Raw genomic sequence first — 21,382 nt, 5'->3', positions numbered from 1 at the left:
TTCAGTGCATGGGTCACCCCAAACCACCTTGCCACTTGCTAATGCTTCCAGGAGTCACCCCAGTGCATAAGGGACTTACACCCTCTGGACTTTCTTTTATAAAACTTAACATTATAAAAGAACTTTTATTAAATTTACCATTCAAGGCACACACACGCGGTAAAAAACATTGCGCAGAAAGCGCTAAATTGCAACATTATAACATTTAATAAACGGCTTAGCGGCTTGATACTGAAACGCTTTTAAGTGCGCAACGATTTCTTACCGCCAAACGTTGTAGCCAATTCCCCCTATAGTCAAACCATTTATTTTTCAAACTAACGGTTGAGATTTTATGAGGTGATTAAAAGTGAGAAATTTCTGTTAGTCAGAATTAAATGAAACTAAATGATAAACTTAAGATGGAACCACTAGAAGGGAACGATTTTGTTCAGTCTTTAATGAATGGTATAGGTGAAAAATATTGGCATCCATTGTATAAATATTTACAAGAGCAACCTCAATTAGAAAAGACATTTCCAGCCTTGCTTCTTGAACAGGATCAAATTGTTCTTTACATAGGTAAGACACATTTAGCTATTGAATATTTTGGGAAAGAATCGACGAATAAATTACCAAGTAATAAAATTGTCAAAGTGTCTTATTATGACTACACAGCCTCAGAAACTAACCTGTTCGAAGATATAATAGGATTTAAATATGATAGTACTATGGGGGATTTTAATTTACCATTACCTCCTTATTCTGATGATTGGGTTTTGCCTACTAATAGAGGCATGGATAAACTAATTGAACTTAAATGGAATTGGATGGCACAGAATTCCATAATGGGAATAAACTCTCCCGGTTTTTATATTCAAGAAGGACAGTTTTGTAGAATTGTTAATGGGCGGTTTTTTGATGCAGATGAAACAGGATTAAAAACTAGGCACATAAAATGGATTGACTTTCTCCCTCTAAAGATTACCGATGAAACAGACGAAGCCTATTCGATTACTGTTTCCCTAAATGAAATAAGTCAATTAATTGAACATGATGCACACTTTGTATATCCATTACCTTCTAAGGAAGATTTTAAATTCACAAAACTTCCTCAAATTAATCGTTTTTTGGAACTAATTGGGAATAATAAAACAAGTGAAACACAACTAACTAGTTTTTTGGAGAAACATATAAACCTTTTCATTTTAACAATGGGATTTTTAGCAACAGAAATTCATCCACAATTGATCTGTGAATGGCAATCTGAAAATAGAAAGGGCATTCAACCTGACTTCTTTATAGTAAGACCCAATGGTTACGCTGATATTGTTGAATTTAAACTTCCAAAATTAAAATCTCATACAATAGTTGGAAGGACAAATAGAGAAACCTTTTCGGCAGAAATTAACTCCTACATTTCTCAAACAAGAGTTTATAAAGAATATTTTGAAGACCCAAACAACAGGAATTGGGTTGAGAAAAAACATGGTATTAAAGTAAGGTATCCAAAAAGAGTTTTAGTGGTTGGTAGAAGATGGGAATTTTCCAGTGATGAATGGAAAGAAATAATTGATGATTATAGGGATATTGAAATTATGACCTTTGATGATCTAACAGATGGAGTTGTTTCTCAATTTTATATGTAAAGGAACTGGCTACAACAAAAGCTATATGTAATGCGGGGTTTAGCGGGTAAATCAATCGCAGTTCTTCGTTGTAACACCGCCAAATCTTTGATTTGTCAATTTATAATTTGAATTAATTTAAATCAAAGTTTTGGCTAAATGCAGATTTGAAAGTGAAATGCTTCGAAAGCCCGCAAAACACATGGCAAGCCCGTTATGGGCAACGGTCAAATTTACGAACGATAAAAAGAACAGATTTTAAAAAAATATATAGGAAATTATGAAAATAAAAGGTGTGATTTTTGATTTTAATGGAACATTATTTTGGGATACTGCACTTCACAATAAAGCGTGGGATATTTTTTTAGAAAGACATAATTTAAAATTGTCAGACAAAGAAAAAAATGAGAAAATACACGGAAAAAACAATAGAGATATCTTGAACGGCTTATTTCAAAGGCAACTTTTAAAAGAAGATATTAATAAATTTGGCAAAGAAAAAGAGAAAATATATCAAGAACTATGTTTGCAAACAAATATGCAATTAGCACCTGGGGCAATAGATTTCTTTAATTATCTCAAAGGAAAAAATATACCTTTTGTAATAGCAACAGCATCCGAAATTGATAATGTAGATTTTTATTTTGACCATTTAAAACTGGATTCTTTTTTTGATAGGACAGAAGTGATATTTAACAATGGCAAAATGAAGAGTAAACCTGACCCTCAAATATTTAATAAAGCTATGAATGTAATGGGATTATCAGGAAATGAAACGCTTGTTTTTGAAGATTCTATTTCAGGAATAAAATCAGCAGAAAATGCAAAAGTTGCAAAAATTATAATTGTAAATTCTAATAATGATGATTATAGTGATTGGAGCTATCAGCAAATAAGAAATTTTGCAGAAGTTGATAAAAGACTATTTGAATAAAAAATATAAACTGCGACTAATATTTATATAATGTATAGGTTAAAAAGTGAATACGTGACTTTTGTGCTTTATTCTGCACCGATGGCGCATTAAAAACAATAGGTTCAAACCAGTGTTCCAGCTTAGCAACTTGAAAAGAATGGAACCTTTAACACGTTAATTATAAAACAGTTTGCAGGTAAAGGAGAAATTAGAATGATTACTAACAACAAAAACGACTGGTTTACAATTGAAAAGATTGATGACAACACATCAATAATAAGTGAATATAAACATTGGGAAGAAACTCATTGTTATGTGCTAAATGGAACAGAGAAATGTTTATTAATTGATACGGGACTTGGAGTTGAAAATATTTTGGAGCAAGTTCAAAAACTGACAAATAAACCTGTTACAGTAGTTACAACACACGTACACTATGACCATTTTGGCGGACATAAATATTTTCCAGACTTTTATGTACACGAAGCAGAAACTGAATGGATAAATGGAGGATTTCCATTGACTATAGAACAGGTTAGAAACTTTTTGATAGAAGAACCGTGCGATTTCCCAAAAGATTTTGATGTTAACGATTACAACCTTTTTAAAGGGATTCCGACAAGACTGCTAAAAGATAACGATACAATTGAATTGGGAGGACGAACAATCCAGGTTTTGCATACTCCCGGACATTCACCGGGACATATGTGCTTTTTTGAAAAAGATAAGGGCTATTTATATACCGGAGATTTGATTTATATGGATGTATTGTTTGCAGATTTTCCGTCAACAGACCCTATTGCTTATATGAATTCAATAAAAAAATTGTTGTCGCTACCGATAAAGAAAATTTTCCCTGCACATCACGATTTGAATGTTCCTTTGTCGATTATTAAAGATATGGACAATGCTTTTTCCGAATTGTACGAAAAAGGAAAATTAAAACACGGGAGTGGAATATTTACATACGATAATTTTGGGATAAGACTTTAATATTGAATGGATTGAAAGAATAAAACCCAGCCCATAGTCGAGTAAGCTAGGGGAATTTGACTTCGTCGATTTTCAATTCACCCCTAACTTCTCACAGAACCGTACGTGAATCTCTCAATTGGCTTCGCCGAACTTCGTTTCATACGGCTCTTATTATGCAGTCAATTCAATTTTAGGTTAACTGATAGCCTAATGTCCAATGATAAAATAGATTGGGATAACAATTACAGATACGCCTTAACCATCTCACAGCTTTCACCTTGCTACGCTTAAAGCCTTTGTATTTGTTCAATATCCACTTTATCAGACGATGATGTAGATAATAAAACACGGGTTTCATGCACCGTCGATGAATTCTTCCATAATAATTTAACCAGCCACGTATTTTAGGATTGAGCAATATTGCCAAATCTTGAATTGTGTGCTGACTTTTATTGTGAAATTTTAAATCGCGCAGAACACGGGTAAGTCTCACTTTTGATTTTCGACTCATGATACAATCAAATTGAAGAAAGCTTCCGCCCCGTTTCAATTTCATATGTATGGGACGAAAACTAAATCCAAGAAAATCGAATTGTACGGGATAACCCTTTCGGTTTCTACCTGATTTCTTACAATACACTAACTTCGTCTTTTCAGGATGGGCAGTTAAGCCACATGCTGACAGACGTTGCTTTAGCGCTGTAAGTATCTGACTTCATTCACAGCTGCAATGGCATTCTTATCAGGACGATAACTACGGATGATAATTTCCTGTTTTGTATACATACTTATCATTTTGCAATGAACAAATTTTGTTCATCTTGTGAATAAATAGTGGTATACTTTTCGATTGAAGAGTGGACTACTTCCTAATTAATATAAACAATAACCCATTTTTTCAACCTTTCAAGCGTAATGGTCGTTCTTAAAATTGGACTTTATTCACCATATGTGTTATTTCTGGCGTTCATGATGGCTTCGCCGTAGCCCAACCACCTGCTCGAGGCCTCGGGACTAATGCTTCCAGGAGTAACCCCAATGCATAAGGGACCTACACCCTCCGGACTTTCTTTCATAATGATTAACTACACAAAAGAACTTTTACTAAATTTACCATTCAAGGCACAAAAAAAAATAAAGGGCATAGGCTGTCAGCATAAGTTCGGAAGTTTAGCACTTTAAATAAAATCGCCGAAACTTTTGTATCGGTTAGTGAAAAGAATAAATTATAACCAAAACAAAAGTTACGGCTAAGTAGTATTTCGGAGGTTCGGTTTTTTTAATCGGCCAACGCCTCTTATTATCAACGTTAGGCATTATTGAAAGGAAAGTTTATGGACGAATTATTATTAATGGGATCTAGTGCTTTAAAAAAAATAGCTCTTGATAAAAATGCAAAAGAGTACCTTTTGAACAACAAACCTTTATATCAAATTTTGAGAAAAGCGGCAAATCGATATATAGGTGGTGAAACATTGGAAGAAACGATTCCAAAAGTTTTAAAAGAAAATAACAATGGATTCAAGTGTTCCATAGAATTTATGGGGGAGAATATTAAAACAGAAAATGAAGTTAATCAAGCTACTCAAGAGTTTATAAGAATTGTGCAAGGAATTAGAAAGCAAAATCTGAATTCAACAATCTCCTTAGACTTATCACATATTGGTTTAGCTATTTCATCGGATCTTTGTCTAAATAAATTATACCAAATATGTGAAGCTGCTCAGAATGATATCGAAATTATTATAAGTGCAGAAGGAGTTGAAAGAACTGATATGGTGATAGAAACTTATAAAAAAGCTTCCAAAAAGTACCCTAATTTAGCTATTACACTACAAGCTTATTTATACAGATCAAAAGATGATTTTCAAGACTTAATCCGAGAGGACGGACGGATTAGAATAGTCAAGGGTGCCTTCTATACTCCTGAAGGACATTCGATTCCAAGAGGAAAAAAGCTAGATGCCAGATATTTGGACTATGTTGACCAGCTTTTATCTAAGAACCATAAATGCTCTATAGCTACGCATCATCACGAAATTCAACAAGAAGCAAAAATATTGATAGATAAGTATAATCCAGATAATGAATTATACGAATTTGAGAGTCTTTATGGAATCCAAACAGAACAACTTATCAAATTGAAAAAAGAGGGCTATATGACGAAATTGTATTTTGTATATGGTCATGAATGGTATTTATACTTATGTAATCGAATAGCTGAATATCCTCTAAATTTATTTAGAGCACTTAATGATATAGTTGAATAAACAATGCCTAGTCGAATAGCCCAACCCGCTAGTAATCACTAGCAGGGAGAGGCTTTCACACCACCTTTATATTTACATTATTAGATAAGAAAGAACAGTAAACCTGTTTATACCTGCCGCCTTCGAAATATATTACTGCGCGTATTAATTAAAATTCAGGATGAAGGCAAATGTTACGTTCTTTTGGAAGGTTAAACAAAGTGCATTCATGCAACTGTACGGTAATTTCAACAAACAGGAAAAAAACAGAAAAAACATCTCAGGCTTTGGCCCGGGATGTTTTTTTTACCCTAATGCCTCAACGTATTTTACCAATCCGGGATATAGAAACACATATGTTTACTATTATTTGATAAATTTAAAGCCGGCAATTAAAAGCGGGGCAAAATTATTGCCGGAATGCCCTGGCCCGATCTGAGAATACTAAAAAAAAGAAATGAACAACAGACTAAAAACAAGCCTGATAATGCTTTATGCAGTACTGATTAGTTGTGTATCGGTACAATCGCAAAGCTTAGTTAAAATATCGCCGGATAAAGAACAGCAAACTGTTGAGGGCTGGGGATCGTCCTTATGCTGGTGGGCGCACATGCTTGGGCAATGGCAAAACGAAGAAGCAATTGATGAGATTGTAAATTACATTACATCACCCAACGAATTAAACATGAATGTGTTTCGCTATAACATTGGCGGCGGTGACAATCCTGCACACTACTCTACCGAAAACACACCCGGGCACATGGCTTTTGGGAAAGGCCTTCGGGCCGAAATGCAGGGTTTTAAGGCAAGTGAAACTTCTCCTTACGATTGGTCTGCTGATGCAGGACAAAGAAAAATCATGTTGAAAATTAAGGAAAAAAGACCCGATGCTGTTTTTGAAGCTTTTTCGAACTCGGCTCCCTATTGGATGACATATAGTGGCTGTTCGGCAGGAAATGAGAATGCTCTGCACGACAATTTGAATCGTAAGTATTACAATCAATTTTGCGATTACCTAATTGATGTGTGCAAATTTTACAAAGATTCACTCCATATTGAATTTAAAACACTTGAACCCTTCAACGAACCCTTAACCGGCTACTGGAACAATTTGGGAAGTCAGGAAGGTTGTCATTTTAGTGTAAAGTCTCAAATTAAGCTTCTGAAAATTCTATATCCAAAGCTTAAAAAATCTCATCTTGCTACCGTAATTTCGGTCTGCGACGAAACCAATCTTTCTCTCTTTATTACCGAATTGGAGGAATACATTGCAGATGGAAATGTTGTTGATCTGTTGGGACAGCTGAATACGCATACATACAATGGCTCCGACAAAGAACGAAAAAAAGTCAGCCAGCTTGTGCGCCGCCTTGATAAGCCTTTCTGGCAATCCGAAACAGGTCCGTCGGACTACTCTTCGACTGATTTGGGTACTAATTTGCAATTGGCTCAGAAATTAATTGCCGATATGAGAATTCTGAAACCAACAGCCTGGCTCGATTGGCAGATGATGGAAGAAAACAACAATACATGGTGTTTTTTTAGAGCTGATTTTAAAAACGAAACCTACCATCTTGTCAAGAATTTTTACGTTCGCATGCAGTTTACCCGATTTATTAAGCAAGGATATCATATCATTGAATCGGACAATAGCGATGTACTGGCAGCCCTTAATCCTCAAAAAACTGAACTGGTTCTTGTTGCAGTAAACAATTCAGACTCACAAAAAAACTTCCAATTCGATTTGTCTGCTTTTCGAACCCTTGCCAACAGCGCTGAACTATACAGCACCAACGAAAATGGCAACTGCAAAAAACAATCGCAGCTAAATGTTGAGAACAAAAGAATCAACTATCAATCGCCGGGCCGTTCCATTTCAACCATTGTTCTGCCTGCAAAACAATATGAATAATAAAAACAGGTAATTGCTGCAGAAACATCTCAGGCTTTGGCTCAGGATGTTTTTTTTACCCTAATGCCTCAAAGTATTTTACCAGTTCAGGATACGATGTTTGCCACTATTTGGTAAATCGATGAGCTTTGCTTACTAAATGATTGGAAGCACTATTCATTTTTTTGTGGTCAGCTAACTTTTGCAAAATATTCTTTAACAAAAGCATGCATCTGATTTTCTGTTAATTTATCAGTTGTTTCAATGTCAATAGTAATGTTATTAAATTGACTGTCCTCTTTTAATAAGTTGTACAATTCTGTTTTAGCATCGGTTGGCCCAAATAGTATTACTTCTGAATAGTCCCTTATAACAGTGCTTAGTCTTTTGTAAAATTCTGAAAGCTGATCTTGCTCAGTATTGTGTTTCAGACTTTCATCCTTACCAAAGTTTTGTTTTTCGCCTTGTGAAGATAAGGATTCAACTGTACTTGATGCAATTGTATTTTCTTTTATTTCTATTATGTGAGCTATGGTATGATCCATCCAAACACCTAATTTTTTCTTAGAGATTTTCATATGATTATAATTTGTTTTTGATTTGCCATATGGAACTTACCATGCTGGAATAATTATGCCTCTGTGTGTCAAAATATCCCTGTCATAGACGTTTCATATGATTACAATTTGAATTTATTTTTTATTTGATAATTTTTTATCGAATACAATCCTGATTAAAAGAATTAGACCCGCTAATACAAGCCATAAATGAACACTTGATGAAGGTTTAAAAATAATTATCCAGATTAGAATTAATAATCCAGCAATTACATATAGTAGATTTTTCATAATCTTTCAATTTATTTAAAAATATCAAATGTTTATTTTATATTTTCAACTGTTAAATCGTTAAAAGCTTTACCCAATTTATTCATGTCGTGGTTAAATTCATTTTTAAAACCATTCCATTTGTCCAGTCCATCATCTTTATAGTCTTCCAGTTTCTTTTTTAATTCGTTGTTTTTGTTTTCCAACTCTTCCAACTTTTTATTATAATCAGCATTGATTTCTTTTTTTTCACTTGCCAGTTTGTCCTTAATTTCGTTAATGTTATCCTCCTGAGCAAGAATTATCTTTTCAGCTTCTATTTTGAATTGCTCATAGTTACTAATAGTATCCAGCCTTATATCGTACAAGTTTTTCTTTGAATCGACCAAATCCTTTTTGGCATCCTGCACTTTAGCTTCTGCATTTTTCACTTTTTTGTCGGATGACTGGCAACCGGAAAATATTGCGACAGTCAATAAGAAGATACCCGCGAGGAATAAAATTGAATTTTTCATTGTTTTGAATCTTAATTTGTTAATTATTTTATTTCTCTATTCAAGCCAAAAGAGATTGTTACCGCTTTTTAGTAGGAACAATAAATAACGGAACAATGCTTTCTTGCAATACTTTTTCAGTCACACTTCCCATTAGAATATTTTCCAACCATTTCTTACTATGCGATCCCATTACAATAATATCGGCATTTTGCTTTTTTGCCGTATTTATTATTGATTCGGCAAAATCACCCTCCTGAACAACGGTTTTTATATCCTTATCACCCAAGTGATCTTTTATTTTATCAAGGAAATGATTTGAAGCATTCATTAAACTTCCAGCACTGTCCTTTTTTACTTGATTCATGGCCATCATACCGGTATATCCCATTATTGGGGAATAGGCCACAGATGAATAGTATATTATGTCGGTAATTACATGCATCAGAATAACTTCAGCTTTCATTGCTGCAGCTAAAGTAAAACCTATTTCAGCTACTTTTTGTGCTGTTGGATCATAATCAAGTGCAATCATAACCCTTTTCATTTTAAGTGTTTTCATGTAGCGAAGGTGTTTTAAATAAAATTTAATTATTGTGTATTAAAGTTGAAAAAGTACATTTAAGAAATTATAAAGGATGCCGGTGGCGACACTCCCTATTTTCTGTAATTTTTCACAAAGCGATTAAACGTTTTAATTGCATTATGTACTGCAAATAATTTATTACATTTTTCTTCTACCTTGAACAAGTCTCAGAATAACTGAAATAATTGCAATTACCAGAAGAATGTGAATAATTTGACCTGCATTATAACCAATAAAGCCTATGCCCCATGCTATAAGCAAAAATACCGCGATGACATAAAGAATATTCCCCATAATTTGTTTTTTAGTCTGTTTATCATTTATAGTTGCAAAATCTTCACCCAATTTATATCGTTGCTGCGAATTTCTTTTTGAGATTATTTTCTGCTCATTCCAATTTCTCTTTAGCTAAGTTATGTTTAGGTTGTGAGATTTTATTGACACAAATGACCATACAGTTGTGAATAATATTTTACCTTATAAAGATCGGGCTAAATGCCAAATAAATCATTACATAATTTTGTGTGTTAGTTACATGATTCACACTTTTGGAGAATACAAATATATCTGACTGTAAATTAGATAAGGTAGAATGTACTTGTAAAGAATGTTGCAATAAACAACTCAGATACAACGAAAAACTATCAAAGCTTGCAGTCCACTCGACTCCATCGTGGTTTGACAGGAAATAGCCTCGTAACCGCTCATGACACCATAAAATGCAAACCATCATTTGAAAGAATAGTGGACTGATAGTATTCCTACAACAAAATAAAGGACAGTCTGTAAATTAAATAAAGTTTGTTTTTTTTAGCTTTGTGTGCGTAAAACCTAGAGATGACTAAAAGAAAATTAAAACCTAAAGTTCGTAAAGCGCTGCTACTTGCTGTGCTGGCAGCAGCCATTATATTGTTACTATTTTTTGTCAAAAGCTTAAGCCCTAAAGGCAAAACCGAAGCCCAGATCCCTGTTCCCATACTAACAAAAGATGAAAGCAGAGCCTTGCGCCGTTATAATAACAATTATCATCTTGAGGTAGCCCGAAGCAAAGGGTTGGAAAAGCCTTTGCTTTCAAAAGACGAGTATAAAACAAACGCCAAAGAGTTTGGCAACCGTTATCAGCTCGACAAAATAACCGACAACAAGTACTACGAAATACCCCATTTAACAAATTCACTTCCTTACCTGCAAGAACCAGCCGTAGAATTTTTAGAGCTGCTTGGTGAAGAGTTTTGCGAGCAACTCGAAGAATTGGGAATGAGAAAATATCGGTTTTCAGTTACATCCATATTACGAACCCTGGCAGATCAAAAATCGCTGCGCAGAAGCAATGTAAACGCTACGCCAAATAAATCATCGCATTATTATGGCCGAACCTTTGATATTTCGCAAACACGTTTTTTTGAAAGAGGGAATAGTAAACCTGTTTATACCTACCGCCTTCGAAATGTATTACTGCGCGTATTAATTAAAATGCAGGATGAGGGTAAATGTTACGTTCTTTTGGAAGGTCAAACAAAATGCATTCATGTAACTGTAAGGTAATTTCTGAAACTTTTCGGACAATTGATTCCCCTTTTAGCTCAGCTGAATAAATTAATTTCCTCACAAGTTAATAGTGCCCGTGCTCTAAGATTTCAGAAAAAAATATGCTTAGTATTTTTAAAAAAATATTATAATTGGTTCAATATCCTATAAAGTTGAAACGAAAGTATCTTTTGGCTATAAGTTATCTCGACCTTTTCCTTTTCAGAAAATTCAGTTCATTGCTCTTTATTACATAGCCTAATCGAACCATACTAACAGATTTCTGGTAATTAGCCAAACCTTCTCCCTGTCCAACATACCATTCCAGCATTAAATACTGGTTTGACCTGTTCTTGAAAGGATTATAATAAATTCGGGGACGAAGAGTACCGGTAAACTCCCACTTCAATCCTTTTCTCATCATAATTTCGAAGTAAAGTTGTTTCGGAACGGCCTCGTAGGAAAGCTCTAGTTCCCCAAGCCCCCGATAATCCAGAATATCCGGATTGCCTGATTTATAGCCAAATGGTATCCAAGCTTTTATCTTTCCCGAAATCCTACTACTAACTTTGGTCGTGTATTCCACACTAATTCTATTCCAACTTCTGGAGAAAATACTGTCCCTTCCGTTTGATTCGTGCTCTAAGCTCAAAACACCCAAGCCCTTCAGTTTATGGTTTTTATCAAAAAAAGCCCTGCCTACGCTTATCGTAGGGTTAAAGTCTATCGCTTTAAAGGGTAAAGATTCCGCATAAATATCCCAAAAAGCCGTTTGACTGTAGGTCATAAAAAGATAAGTGTCCCAAGGCATTATATGTCTTGAGATCATCTGCTTAAAACTGATCTGGTATTTTGCGTTGGCCGTATTCCTGTTGATGCTCGTATTGGTGGGAACGCCCGAAATGAAATAATTATCCTTATGGATAGAAAAATACGGTATTTTACCAATCGAATCCTTGAATTCCTCTTTCGTCAGTTCTTGTGCATTCACTTTTTGGAACAGGGTACAGATAACCAGGAACAGACCAAAAAGGAGAACGTTCTTTGCATAATTTTCATAATTCATAGTGATTGTTTTAGAAGATTTTGCCGAACCTTTGCTGAATTCCCTTGCGAAATTTCGTTCCCATTTTCTGTGCCGCATCCTAAAATACGGATGCAGATTACTACTTAAAATTAAGCGGCATTTTGGTACACCTAATATAAGTGTTTTATAATCTATAAAGTATATGTAATCTTTTATTGTTGTACAAATTGATTGGCAGCAAGAAAATATGAACAACCAATCAAGTAAAAATGGCTCTAATTTGTTCGTTGCAAAATAAAACCCATAAAAAATCCGGTAATCAATTGCAACTACCGGATTTTTCTATCTTATTCTTGCTTTAAATCGACTTCGAAAACATATTATTCTCTCCGCTTTTTGCGTAACGAAGTTTGTTATCAAACAATTTAGCAATATTTCTTAGGAAGATCATACCCAAATCGGTTACCACCAATTTTTCATCATCAACAGTAATAATTCCTTCATCAGCTAACACCTGCAATTCCTCTTTAATCGTTTCCGGCAAATATGCTTTTAAAGCATCTGTAAAAAGCAATTCCCTACGACAAGTAATATCCAATATCGCACGCTTTACAATCACATCCTCATCGCTTAAGAAGTAACCTTTCTCCAAATCAAGCTCACTTTTCATCGAGGCCTCTTCGTAAGCCTTAATCAGCTTTACATTTTGTGCATAGGCATATTTAGCATCTGATATGGAAGAAGCTCCCAAACCAATTAACAATTCGGTATGCGAAGTGTTGTATCCCATAAAATTACGGTGCAGCCGCTTGGCTTCGCGGGCAATGTACAATTCGTCGTGAGGCAATGAAAAATGATCCATTCCTACATCGCTGTAGCCCAATTCTGCCAGTTTCTCATTTCCCAAATCGTACAATGCACGTTTTTCTGCACTATCCGGAATATCGGCATCGGTAAATATCCGCTGTCCTTTGGTTTTCCAGGGCACATGAGCGTATGAATAGTAAGCAATCCGATCGGGTTTCAGCTCGGCTACCTTCTCAAAAGTATCACTCACCGAAGTCAATTTTTGCTTTGGAAGTCCGTAAATTAAATCGAAGTTTACCGAATGGTAACCAATCTCACGGGCAGCTATGGTTACTTCCTTAACCGTTTCGAAACTTTGAGGACGGTTAATTACCCTTTGTACCTCAGGATCGAAATCCTGAACCCCAAAGCTCACTCTGCGAAATCCAACATCGTACAAAGCTTGTAAATGCTCACAGGTGGTATTATTCGGATGGCCTTCGAAGCTAAATTCATGCTTAGGATGCAGTTTTGCATTCTTTTTCAGGCCATTGATTAATTTTTTCAGATTTTCAGGATGGAAAAAAGTTGGCGTTCCACCTCCCAAATGAAGCTCCCGAATAATTGGCTGCTCCTGAAAGGTATCCAGATAAATTTGCCACTCCTTCAACAAAGCATCTATGTATTGATCTTCTACACCATGATTACGGGTAATCACTTTTGTACAGGCACAGTAGGTACAGAGTTTTTCGCAGTAAGGCAAATGAACATAAATACTAATTCCTTTGGAAGTATTTGATTCATCAAAAGTCCTTTTCACAACCTGCAGCCAATCTCCTGCTTTCGGTCGCTGATTTCCCCAAAAAGGAACCGTTGGGTAACTTGTGTACCGAGGTACTGGTACATTATATTTTTCAATTAATAATTCTCTGTCCATAACTAAACCTTCTTTCGAATTAATACCATACAAATATATCTTTTTTTATAAGATAACGCTCCCGAAAGCCTTTACAAATACATGAAAGCTTTGCAATTATGCGAGTTCATCGATTTTTATCGTGTTTTGGATATGGAAGCATTTATCTTTAAAAAAATGCAGGGATTTGTGACAAAATGGGCAAAATATCTGAAGATTCCTGAAAAAGCTCAGCAGTCCATTGAATTCATAAATATGATACAGAATATGGAGAAAAGTAAAAAAGGCTTATTGACCACTACTTAAATTCCAAAAAATAATTTGAATTACTTCATGATTAAGTTTCTTTTCGTACTTTCAAAAATCACATCTTAAACTCAACTCTCCAACTCTATGAATTCAAAGGAAATTGTCATCGTAATCAACCCGGGGTCAACATCTACTAAAATCGCATTATACAACAGATCAGAGCTTATTAATGAACATATTATTCGCCATTCGCAAAAGGAACTGGATCAGTTTCATAAGGTTACCGATCAGTTTGAATACCGCTACCAAATGGTAGAAGCCGTATTGGACAAAATGTTTAAAAAAAAGGATGCAATTGTGGTTGGTATCGTGGGTCGTGGCGGCATTGTAAAACCTCTTGAAGGTGGAACTTACAAAATCAGCAACAGCTTTCTTGAAGATGCCAAAACTGGAAAATATGGCGATCATGCCTCAAATTTGGGAAGTATGCTGGCCAATAAACTGGCTAAACATTTTAATCTGAATGAGAGTTTTACGGTTGATCCTGTTTCTGCGGGCAACATTTGGGAAAAAGCACGTATATCAGGTGTGCCGGGCATTGAACGAAACAGAAGAGGGCATCCTTTAAACATGAAAATGACTGCCCGTAAAATTGCAAAACAACAAAATATCCCTTTCGAAAAGGCCAAGTATGTAATTGCTCATTTGGGTGGTGGAATTTCCATTGCTGCAATTGATGGCGGCAAAATTGTAGATGTAAACGATGCCTTAATGGGAATGGGACCCTTCTCGCCTAACCGGGCCGGAGCTTTGCCTAGTCGTGGCGTTATGGATTTGTGTTACTCCATGCCTCGAAAAGAGGTTGAAACATTGCTAAGTAAAAATAGTGGACTGAAAGCCTACTTAGGTGTTGATGATTTACGTGATGTTTTCAAATTAATTGATGAAGGCAATGAAAAAGCACAACTGGTTTACGATGCTTTTGTCTATCAAATAGCCAAAGAGATTGGTGCTTACCATGTTGCTCTTAAATGCAAGGCGAATGGAGTTATCATAACTGGTGGGGTGGCCTATTCGGAGCACTTCATTTCTGATTTAAAAGAATATGTTTCAGACCTTACAGATTTCTTTGTTTATCCGGGAGAAAATGAAATGGAAGCTTTAGCCGAAGGTGCTTTTCGGGCAATTGACGGGATAGAGTTAGCCTTGAAATATTAATACCAAAATGTTCCTTTACTTAATAGAGTTCATTTATGTATAATCAGCTCTGCAAAACAAAGAATTCAATTGCATTGAATGCAACAAAATAAGCTGCAAGACAACAGATTAGCAGGTTTTTTTTGTATCTTAGTGAGAATTCAACCAAAAGAATTGTGCAATGACCATCCCCGACCAAAAGCACGCCAATTTATACCAATCATTAGTCCTTAATTCAGGAGACGCAATGTATTTGTCCAATCTTGATGGGAAGTTGATTGAAGTTAACAAACAGGCTTGTACTAATTTGGGATACACAAAAGAAGAGCTTCTTGCTCTATCTATTTATGATGTTGATGCTGAATACAAAACCAAGGAGCAGGTTCTCGAATTTTTCTCAATTCTGAATCGTGAAAAACATTACAAACTAACTACCTATCACAAACGAAAAGATGGTTCTACATTCCCCGTTGAAGTTAGTATATCTTTGTTAAATGAAAACGGCAGCAAACTTATAATAGGTATTTCCCGGGACATATCTGAACAAATTGAGGTGAAACAAAATCTTTTCACCTACATTGATACACTTGAGAAAATACACCAGATTACCCTTATTTCAAAAGACATAAAAAAAATGATTTTTGATGTACTGAATGTGGTGCAGGAAGTATTCAAAACCGATCGTGCCTTTTTTCTCACTTCTATCGATACAAAAAAGGAGTTTCAATTGCCACCTATTGAGGTTGTTAAATCCCAGATGAAATGCATTCCAATAAGTGACACAAGCGAATTAATCACTAATTATCAACAAGAACTTTTGGGAAAAAGAAAATACCCCGCCAATGATGTTTTCACCTCAACCTATTTAGAATCAGAAGAAAGCAAGCCCTATGTTAAAAAGCTTACTATTAAATCTGAAATGATTGTTCCGGTAACAAACATAAATAATACAAACTATTTGTTTGGAGTTCATGAGTGCTCAAAAATACGGGAATGGACTCAACTTGAAAAAAAATTATTTATTGAAATCAGTAGAAGATTGGGGGATACAATAAATCGCATGCGTTATTATCACAACTTAAAACAAAGTGAGAAAAAATACAAAACTCTTTTCGACAATGCTCCTCTTTCCTATCACTCCTTAGATAGCGATGGCCTTATAATTGATGTTAATAATACCTGGCTAAACTTTTTAGGCTACAATAAAGAGGATGTACTTGGCAAAAATTACGGTGAATTTCTTCATCCTGATTGGCAGCATATTTTTGATTTCAATTTTCCAAAATTTAAGGATTGTGGCTATGTGAATGATGTTCACTTTAAGATTCGACACAAAAAAGGGCAATATAAATACATCTCGCTACAGGGCTGCACCGGTTGCCATCCCGATGGCTCATTTAAGCAAACCTATTGTGTTTTTCAAGACATCACTGCAAGAAAAAAAGCAGAAGATAAACTAAAAGAAAGCGAAGAAAGATACAGACTGTTAATGGAGCAATCTCCATTTACTGTGGAAATATATGATTTAAATGGATTACAAATTTCTGTTAATAAAGCATACGAAGAACTTTGGCAATTCCCTAAAAAAATAACTTTATTCAAATTTAATATTCTTAAAAGTCCTCAGGTTCACTCAACGGGCATGTTAAACTATATCAAGCGTGCTTATGCCGGAGAAACACTAGATATTCCTGATTATCAGTATAAATCAGAAATTGAAGCAGGTTCTGTTTATAAAAGCCAAAGTCGCTGGCTAAGAACCCGTGTGTACCCTATAAAAAATGACTTTGAAAAAGTCTCCCACATTGTCTTGGTTCACCGGGACATAACCGATCAAAAGGAAGCACAAAAGGCATTAATAAAGAGTGAAAGTCAATTTAAAACTTTTGTTCAGCGGGTTCCAATACCTATTAGTCTTATGAACATCACAAGCGGTAAAATTAAATACCTGAACGATCGCTTTTTGAATACTTTCGGCTATACTCTGGATGATATTCCTCACTTAGATAATTGGTGGCAATTGGCATATCCTGATCCTGAATATCGAAAATGGGTAATGGACAACTGGAAAAAAGCCGTTGACTATGGAATAAAAAATGAAACAGACATTACTCCGGATATATACGATATAACCTGTAAGGATGGAAGTATTAAACAAATTTTAATATCCGGAATTGTATTGGGGAATGACTTTCTGGCAAATTTCATCGATTTAACCATACAAAAACACATTGAAAATGAGCTAATTACAGCCAAGGAAAAAGCGGAAGAAAGTGAGAAATTGAAAACAGCTTTTTTAGCCAATATGAGTCATGAGATCCGGACTCCAATGAATGGTATCCTTGGGTTCGCCGATTTGTTAAGTGCACCAAAAATAAGTGACGAAAAACGCGAAAAATACATTAAAATAATATCCCAAAGCGGTGAGCGAATGCTTGCAACAATTAATGCTATTATTGAAATTTCGAAAATTGAAACCAATCAAATAGTTAAATGCATCTCGCAAGTTAATGTAACAGAATTACTCAAAAATCAACTCCTTTTCTTCTTGCCCGAGGCTGATAAAAAAGAGATTAAACTAAGGGTTAGATCTATACTGCCGGTTGAAGAATCCCTCATCTTCACTGATCACACAATGTTGACCTCTATTCTTACCAACTTAATTAATAATGCCATAAAATATACAAATTCCGGTTCAATTACATTTGGCTGTATAAAAAAGAACGATTTACTGGAGTTCTCTGTAAAAGATACCGGAATCGGAATACCACAAAATGTACAAAAAAGCATCTTTGAACGATTCACTCGAGTAGATCTTGAGAATGCGAAAGCAATTGAAGGTTCCGGTCTTGGCTTATCAATAACCAAAGCCTATGTAGAATTACTCGGAGGTGAGATATGGATGGAATCGGAAGAAGCTGTTGGTTCTCAGTTCTTTTTCACAATTCCTATTAAAGGCTAAATACCGTATTTTTCCTGCAATGGTTCATTAATTACGTTCCGAAGTTTTTCCGATAATGCTTCCGCATCTTGTTTGGTCAATCCTGTAGTTGGAATTAGCGGATGAATAATTACCTCGGCAATACCAGGACTCGCATTGCCTTTAAACATAGTTCCCCGCTGTAATCTTTTCCAATTGGTGGTTTGCGTAATTGGCAATATCGGAATCCCCGTTTGAATGGCGATGGATACAGCCCCAGGTTTAAATTCTCCCAAATTAGGAGCATTTTGAGGAATCGTTCCTTCAGGCAAAATTACCAATGGATAGCCCTCTGCAATTACATCCATCATTTTCTTGAAACTTTTAAGCGCCCCCAAACGATTGTGTCTGTCTACCAAAATATTCATCCCGGAAGTATAAAAGATGTGAAACAAAGGCCATTTTTCAATCTCTTTTTTACCTGTAAACACAAAGTACTGATCGAAAATAATATACAATGTTGCAGGATCGATAAAAGAGCTGTGATTGGAGCAGATTAAAAAAGGTTGATCGGTAATTATATTCTCTCTTCCCTTCACCCGAAGAAATATTCCTGATCCGTAAAGCCAGACCTTTGCATATACTTTTATTACCTTAAAAGCCTTTGGGAAACGTTCTTTTTTGGATAACAAATACTTAAATACCGGATAAAAAAGCAATAATGTTATTACAAAATAAAGAAAGAAATATAGTTTGTATAAGAATCTGATTGGAAATATTAATATATTCATTTTAAAAATCGAAGTTTGATTGTAATTACATACATTAAGTTAGGCAAAACTACTTGATTGCATCTAGTAACCCAAAAATTCTACCTACTGTTTAATGAAGCAAAATTAAGCTTTATTATCTTGAATCGCTAAAACAGAACTAAATTCTAAGTTATTTCATTCTTTTTTAAGAAATACAACTTCGTTGATCAACTAAATTCCAGCCCTGTTTTAGTTTGGCACTAAACCTCCTATTTATATTTGCTATTCTGCCAATATCAATCAAAATTATCAAAAATCTAAAATTTCGCACGATGTCCGTATTTAAAAGGCGAACGGAGACTAAAAAATTTTAGGCATATGTAAACGCATAGAAATCACACTCTCTGAAAAACAATAATCTAATAACCATAAATAATTACGCCTACTCAGTGCCGGAGAATTAAACTTGTGATATATTTCACATAAAAATTAAGCTTTTATTATAAACCTATTTTTAAATATCCCGTAACACGGAACTCATGCAGTACAATAAAATTAAAACAACCTGCATATCCATTATCAATAGAAGGCAAAACAATTTTCCACTTATTAAAAATAACAAAATAGCTAATTAACTTATTACTTATGAAAAAAACACTTGGTCTTATAATCATTTGCACCCTGTTTATTGGAATAGCACAGGCACAATATGGCTATGGCTCTTTTAGATCTTTTCGTATTGATATGGGAGCAACTTTTGCAAATCCCAGTGGCAATGAACTTGATGCTGGTATCGGGTTTTATGTAAATTCAAAATTTCACATGGATGACAACCTGCTGTTAGGTGTAAAATATGAACGTACTGCGATAGGTGCTGCCGATGACGATTTTCGGGATGTATCAGCAATAAGCTGCTATGCATCAACTATAGATTACTACGTAAGTACCAGTAATTTACGCCCTTTTGCTGGTGTAGACATTGGAATTTATGAGTTAGGATCCATTAGCAAAACAATAATGAACAATACTACGGAAATTGAGCTGGGTTCGAAGTTTGGAATTGCTCCAAAAATTGGTGTCAGTTTTGGGCATTTGGATTTGACTCTGCAGTACAACATGATTTTTAACCAAAACGAACGTTTTAACGATTTCAACCACACATCTATTAAGCTGGGATTCCACCTTGGTGGTGGTAAAAACTAGGATACAGATGTATATAACAGTTACCTTGGCTATGCAAACCTAAGGGATAGCTATCGGGAGAAGTGATACCCCACAGCTTTTTGTTTGCGAAGCAATAAAATTAGCGAGGAGTAAAAACGGAAAGCCCGCCCCGAAGGGAAACGCCCTGAAAAAGAAATGCCACTCCTTACGGAATGGCATTTTTTATATCTGTATAATCGTACTTTTTAGAATTTACGAAAACCTATTAATCTGCGAACCTCTTCAAGGGTTTTAGCTGCGCTTTCGCGGGCTTTCTCTGCTCCTTGCTGAGTTACTTTCCTTAAGTAAGCATCATCCTGAGAGATATCAAGAAAACGCTCTCTTATGGGCGCTGTAAAGTTGATGATATCTTCGGCCAACTGCTTTTTTAAATCGCCGTAACGAATCTCACAGTTGTTATACTTATCGTTAAAAAAATCGCAAGTATCTTTGGTCGAAACCACATCCATTAGGGTAAATAAGTTTTGAATTGCTTCCGGTTTTTCCTGATTCATAGCCGTTGGACCACTGTCCGAAACTGCTTTCATTACCTTTTTACGAATCTCTTTTGGATCTTCGACCAAGCCAATTGCATTTCCTTCCGATTTACCCATTTTCCCGGATCCATCCAATCCAGGAATTTTCACAAATTCTCCGGTGAACGAATAAGGCTGAGGAATTGGGAAAGTTTCTTCGCCGTATGTATTGTTAAATCTTTTTGCAAATTTACGGGCCATTTCCAAATTCTGCTCCTGATCTTTCCCCACCGGCACTCTTTGCGCTTTGTGAATTAAAATATCTGCCGCCATTAAAACCGGATAGGTTAACAAACCGGCATTCACATTCTCAGGGCTTTTACGTGCTTTATCTTTAAAAGAAGTAGTTCGTTCCAATTCTCCCAGATATGCATTCATGTTCATCAACAAATACAGTTCAGGAATTTCAGGAATATCACTCTGAACGTAAATAGTTGCCTTTTCAGGATCGATTCCGCATGCTAAATATTCGGCCAAAACACTTCTCACATTTGCGTGAAGATCAGCAGGAGTCGGATGTGTAGTCAAGGAATGCCAGTCAGCTATAAAGAAAAAGCAATTGTTATCGTTCTGCATTTGCACAAAATTCTTTATCGCTCCGAAATAGTTCCCCAGGTGTAAATTTCCTGTAGATCGAATTCCACTAACTACTGTATCCATGATCTGATTTATTAATGGCTCTTACATTGAGCCGTTTATACTTTAAAAAATTATCCCCCAAAAT

At 35.3% G+C, this 21,382-nt stretch carries 21 protein-coding genes; 11 read left to right on the top strand and 10 right to left on the bottom strand.

The features are described from left to right. From QUH73_RS15155 to QUH73_RS15140, 4 genes are all read left to right on the top strand, one after another. Positions 1-209 (top strand): hypothetical protein (locus QUH73_RS15155; RefSeq protein WP_289531284.1); only part of this gene is annotated, 209 nt, incomplete at its 5' end. Positions 210-401: 192 nt separating this feature from the next. Then, a complete protein-coding gene (locus QUH73_RS15150) occupies positions 402-1,628 on the top strand; it encodes a Shedu anti-phage system protein SduA domain-containing protein (protein WP_289531283.1) in 1,227 nt (408 codons plus the stop codon). Between the two features lie 259 nt (positions 1,629-1,887). Then, positions 1,888-2,541 (top strand): HAD family hydrolase, encoded by a 654-nt coding sequence (locus tag QUH73_RS15145; protein ID WP_289531282.1) that lies wholly within the window; start codon positions 1,888-1,890, stop codon positions 2,539-2,541. 195 nt (positions 2,542-2,736) lie between these two features. Further along, positions 2,737-3,516 (top strand): MBL fold metallo-hydrolase, encoded by a 780-nt coding sequence (locus QUH73_RS15140; protein WP_289531281.1) that lies wholly within the window; start codon positions 2,737-2,739, stop codon positions 3,514-3,516. Positions 3,517-3,688: 172 nt separating this feature from the next. On the opposite strand, the gene QUH73_RS20930 is transcribed toward QUH73_RS15140, so the two are convergent. Beyond that, positions 3,689-4,009, bottom strand: coding sequence for a group II intron maturase-specific domain-containing protein (locus tag QUH73_RS20930; RefSeq protein ID WP_442913420.1), 321 nt, complete (start codon positions 4,007-4,009; stop codon positions 3,689-3,691). A 427-nt stretch (positions 4,010-4,436) separates the two neighbouring features. Next, positions 4,437-4,574, bottom strand: a complete 138-nt coding sequence (locus QUH73_RS15135; RefSeq protein ID WP_289531280.1) for a hypothetical protein — start codon at positions 4,572-4,574, stop codon at positions 4,437-4,439. A 258-nt stretch (positions 4,575-4,832) separates the two neighbouring features. Here QUH73_RS15135 and QUH73_RS15130 point away from each other — a divergent pair, with 258 nt between their 5' ends. Both QUH73_RS15130 and QUH73_RS15125 read left to right on the top strand, forming a co-directional pair. Further along, the gene (locus QUH73_RS15130; protein ID WP_289531279.1) at positions 4,833-5,768 is read left to right on the top strand and encodes a proline dehydrogenase family protein; all 936 of its coding nucleotides are present in this window, start codon (positions 4,833-4,835) and stop codon (positions 5,766-5,768) included. A gap of 436 nt (positions 5,769-6,204) precedes the next feature. Next, the gene (locus QUH73_RS15125; RefSeq protein ID WP_289531278.1) at positions 6,205-7,659 is read left to right on the top strand and encodes a glycoside hydrolase family 30 protein; all 1,455 of its coding nucleotides are present in this window, start codon (positions 6,205-6,207) and stop codon (positions 7,657-7,659) included. Between the two features lie 170 nt (positions 7,660-7,829). Here the strand turns inward: QUH73_RS15125 and QUH73_RS15120 are convergent, their stop codons facing one another. From QUH73_RS15120 to QUH73_RS15105, 4 genes are all read right to left on the bottom strand, one after another. After that, entirely contained in the window at positions 7,830-8,216 is a 387-nt protein-coding gene (locus tag QUH73_RS15120; protein ID WP_289531277.1) for a hypothetical protein, read from the bottom strand. 302 nt (positions 8,217-8,518) lie between these two features. After that, the gene (locus QUH73_RS15115) at positions 8,519-8,980 is read right to left on the bottom strand and encodes a hypothetical protein (RefSeq protein WP_289531276.1); all 462 of its coding nucleotides are present in this window, start codon (positions 8,978-8,980) and stop codon (positions 8,519-8,521) included. Between the two features lie 58 nt (positions 8,981-9,038). After that, the gene (locus QUH73_RS15110) at positions 9,039-9,521 is read right to left on the bottom strand and encodes a universal stress protein (RefSeq protein ID WP_289531275.1); all 483 of its coding nucleotides are present in this window, start codon (positions 9,519-9,521) and stop codon (positions 9,039-9,041) included. 162 nt (positions 9,522-9,683) lie between these two features. Further along, on the bottom strand, positions 9,684-9,839 hold the full coding sequence (locus QUH73_RS15105; RefSeq protein ID WP_289531274.1) for a lmo0937 family membrane protein: 156 nt from the start codon (positions 9,837-9,839) through the stop codon (positions 9,684-9,686). A 543-nt stretch (positions 9,840-10,382) separates the two neighbouring features. Between QUH73_RS15105 and QUH73_RS15100 the strand changes: the two genes are divergently transcribed. Further along, complete coding sequence (locus QUH73_RS15100) at positions 10,383-11,090, top strand: DUF5715 family protein (protein ID WP_289531273.1); 708 nt, start codon at positions 10,383-10,385, stop codon at positions 11,088-11,090. Between the two features lie 184 nt (positions 11,091-11,274). Here the strand turns inward: QUH73_RS15100 and QUH73_RS15095 are convergent, their stop codons facing one another. Both QUH73_RS15095 and hemN read right to left on the bottom strand, forming a co-directional pair. Further along, positions 11,275-12,138, bottom strand: coding sequence for a phospholipase A (locus tag QUH73_RS15095; RefSeq protein ID WP_289531272.1), 864 nt, complete (start codon positions 12,136-12,138; stop codon positions 11,275-11,277). A gap of 319 nt (positions 12,139-12,457) precedes the next feature. Next, on the bottom strand, positions 12,458-13,822 hold the full coding sequence (hemN, locus tag QUH73_RS15090) for an oxygen-independent coproporphyrinogen III oxidase (RefSeq protein ID WP_289531271.1): 1,365 nt from the start codon (positions 13,820-13,822) through the stop codon (positions 12,458-12,460). Positions 13,823-13,903: 81 nt separating this feature from the next. On the opposite strand from hemN, the gene QUH73_RS15085 reads away from it, so the two are divergent. The 3 genes from QUH73_RS15085 to QUH73_RS15075 all read left to right on the top strand — a co-directional run bounded on the left by QUH73_RS15085 (position 13,904) and on the right by QUH73_RS15075 (position 18,209). After that, on the top strand, positions 13,904-14,107 hold the full coding sequence (locus QUH73_RS15085) for a hypothetical protein (RefSeq protein ID WP_289531270.1): 204 nt from the start codon (positions 13,904-13,906) through the stop codon (positions 14,105-14,107). 87 nt (positions 14,108-14,194) lie between these two features. Further along, positions 14,195-15,268, top strand: coding sequence for a butyrate kinase (gene buk / locus QUH73_RS15080; RefSeq protein ID WP_289531269.1), 1,074 nt, complete (start codon positions 14,195-14,197; stop codon positions 15,266-15,268). Between the two features lie 160 nt (positions 15,269-15,428). Beyond that, positions 15,429-18,209 carry a PAS domain-containing sensor histidine kinase gene (locus QUH73_RS15075; RefSeq protein WP_289531268.1) on the top strand — a complete coding sequence of 927 codons (2,781 nt, stop codon included), beginning with the start codon at positions 15,429-15,431 and terminating at the stop codon, positions 18,207-18,209. Here the strand turns inward: QUH73_RS15075 and QUH73_RS15070 are convergent. Further along, positions 18,206-18,958 carry a lysophospholipid acyltransferase family protein gene (locus QUH73_RS15070; protein WP_289531267.1) on the bottom strand — a complete coding sequence of 251 codons (753 nt, stop codon included), beginning with the start codon at positions 18,956-18,958 and terminating at the stop codon, positions 18,206-18,208. The two genes, QUH73_RS15075 and QUH73_RS15070, sit on opposite strands and share 4 nt — an antisense overlap. A gap of 606 nt (positions 18,959-19,564) precedes the next feature. Between QUH73_RS15070 and QUH73_RS15065 the strand changes: the two genes are divergently transcribed. Further along, complete coding sequence (locus QUH73_RS15065; protein ID WP_289531266.1) at positions 19,565-20,122, top strand: hypothetical protein; 558 nt, start codon at positions 19,565-19,567, stop codon at positions 20,120-20,122. A 206-nt stretch (positions 20,123-20,328) separates the two neighbouring features. Here QUH73_RS15065 and trpS read toward each other — a convergent pair whose 3' ends face one another. Next, positions 20,329-21,318, bottom strand: a complete 990-nt coding sequence (trpS, locus tag QUH73_RS15060; protein WP_289531265.1) for a tryptophan--tRNA ligase — start codon at positions 21,316-21,318, stop codon at positions 20,329-20,331. Positions 21,319-21,382 lie beyond the last annotated feature (64 nt).

The sequence above is a fragment of the Labilibaculum sp. K2S genome (assembly GCF_030372765.1).
Classification (GTDB): Bacteria; Bacteroidota; Bacteroidia; order Bacteroidales; family Marinifilaceae; genus Labilibaculum.
This window is presented reverse-complemented; position numbering and strand designations above follow the sequence as displayed.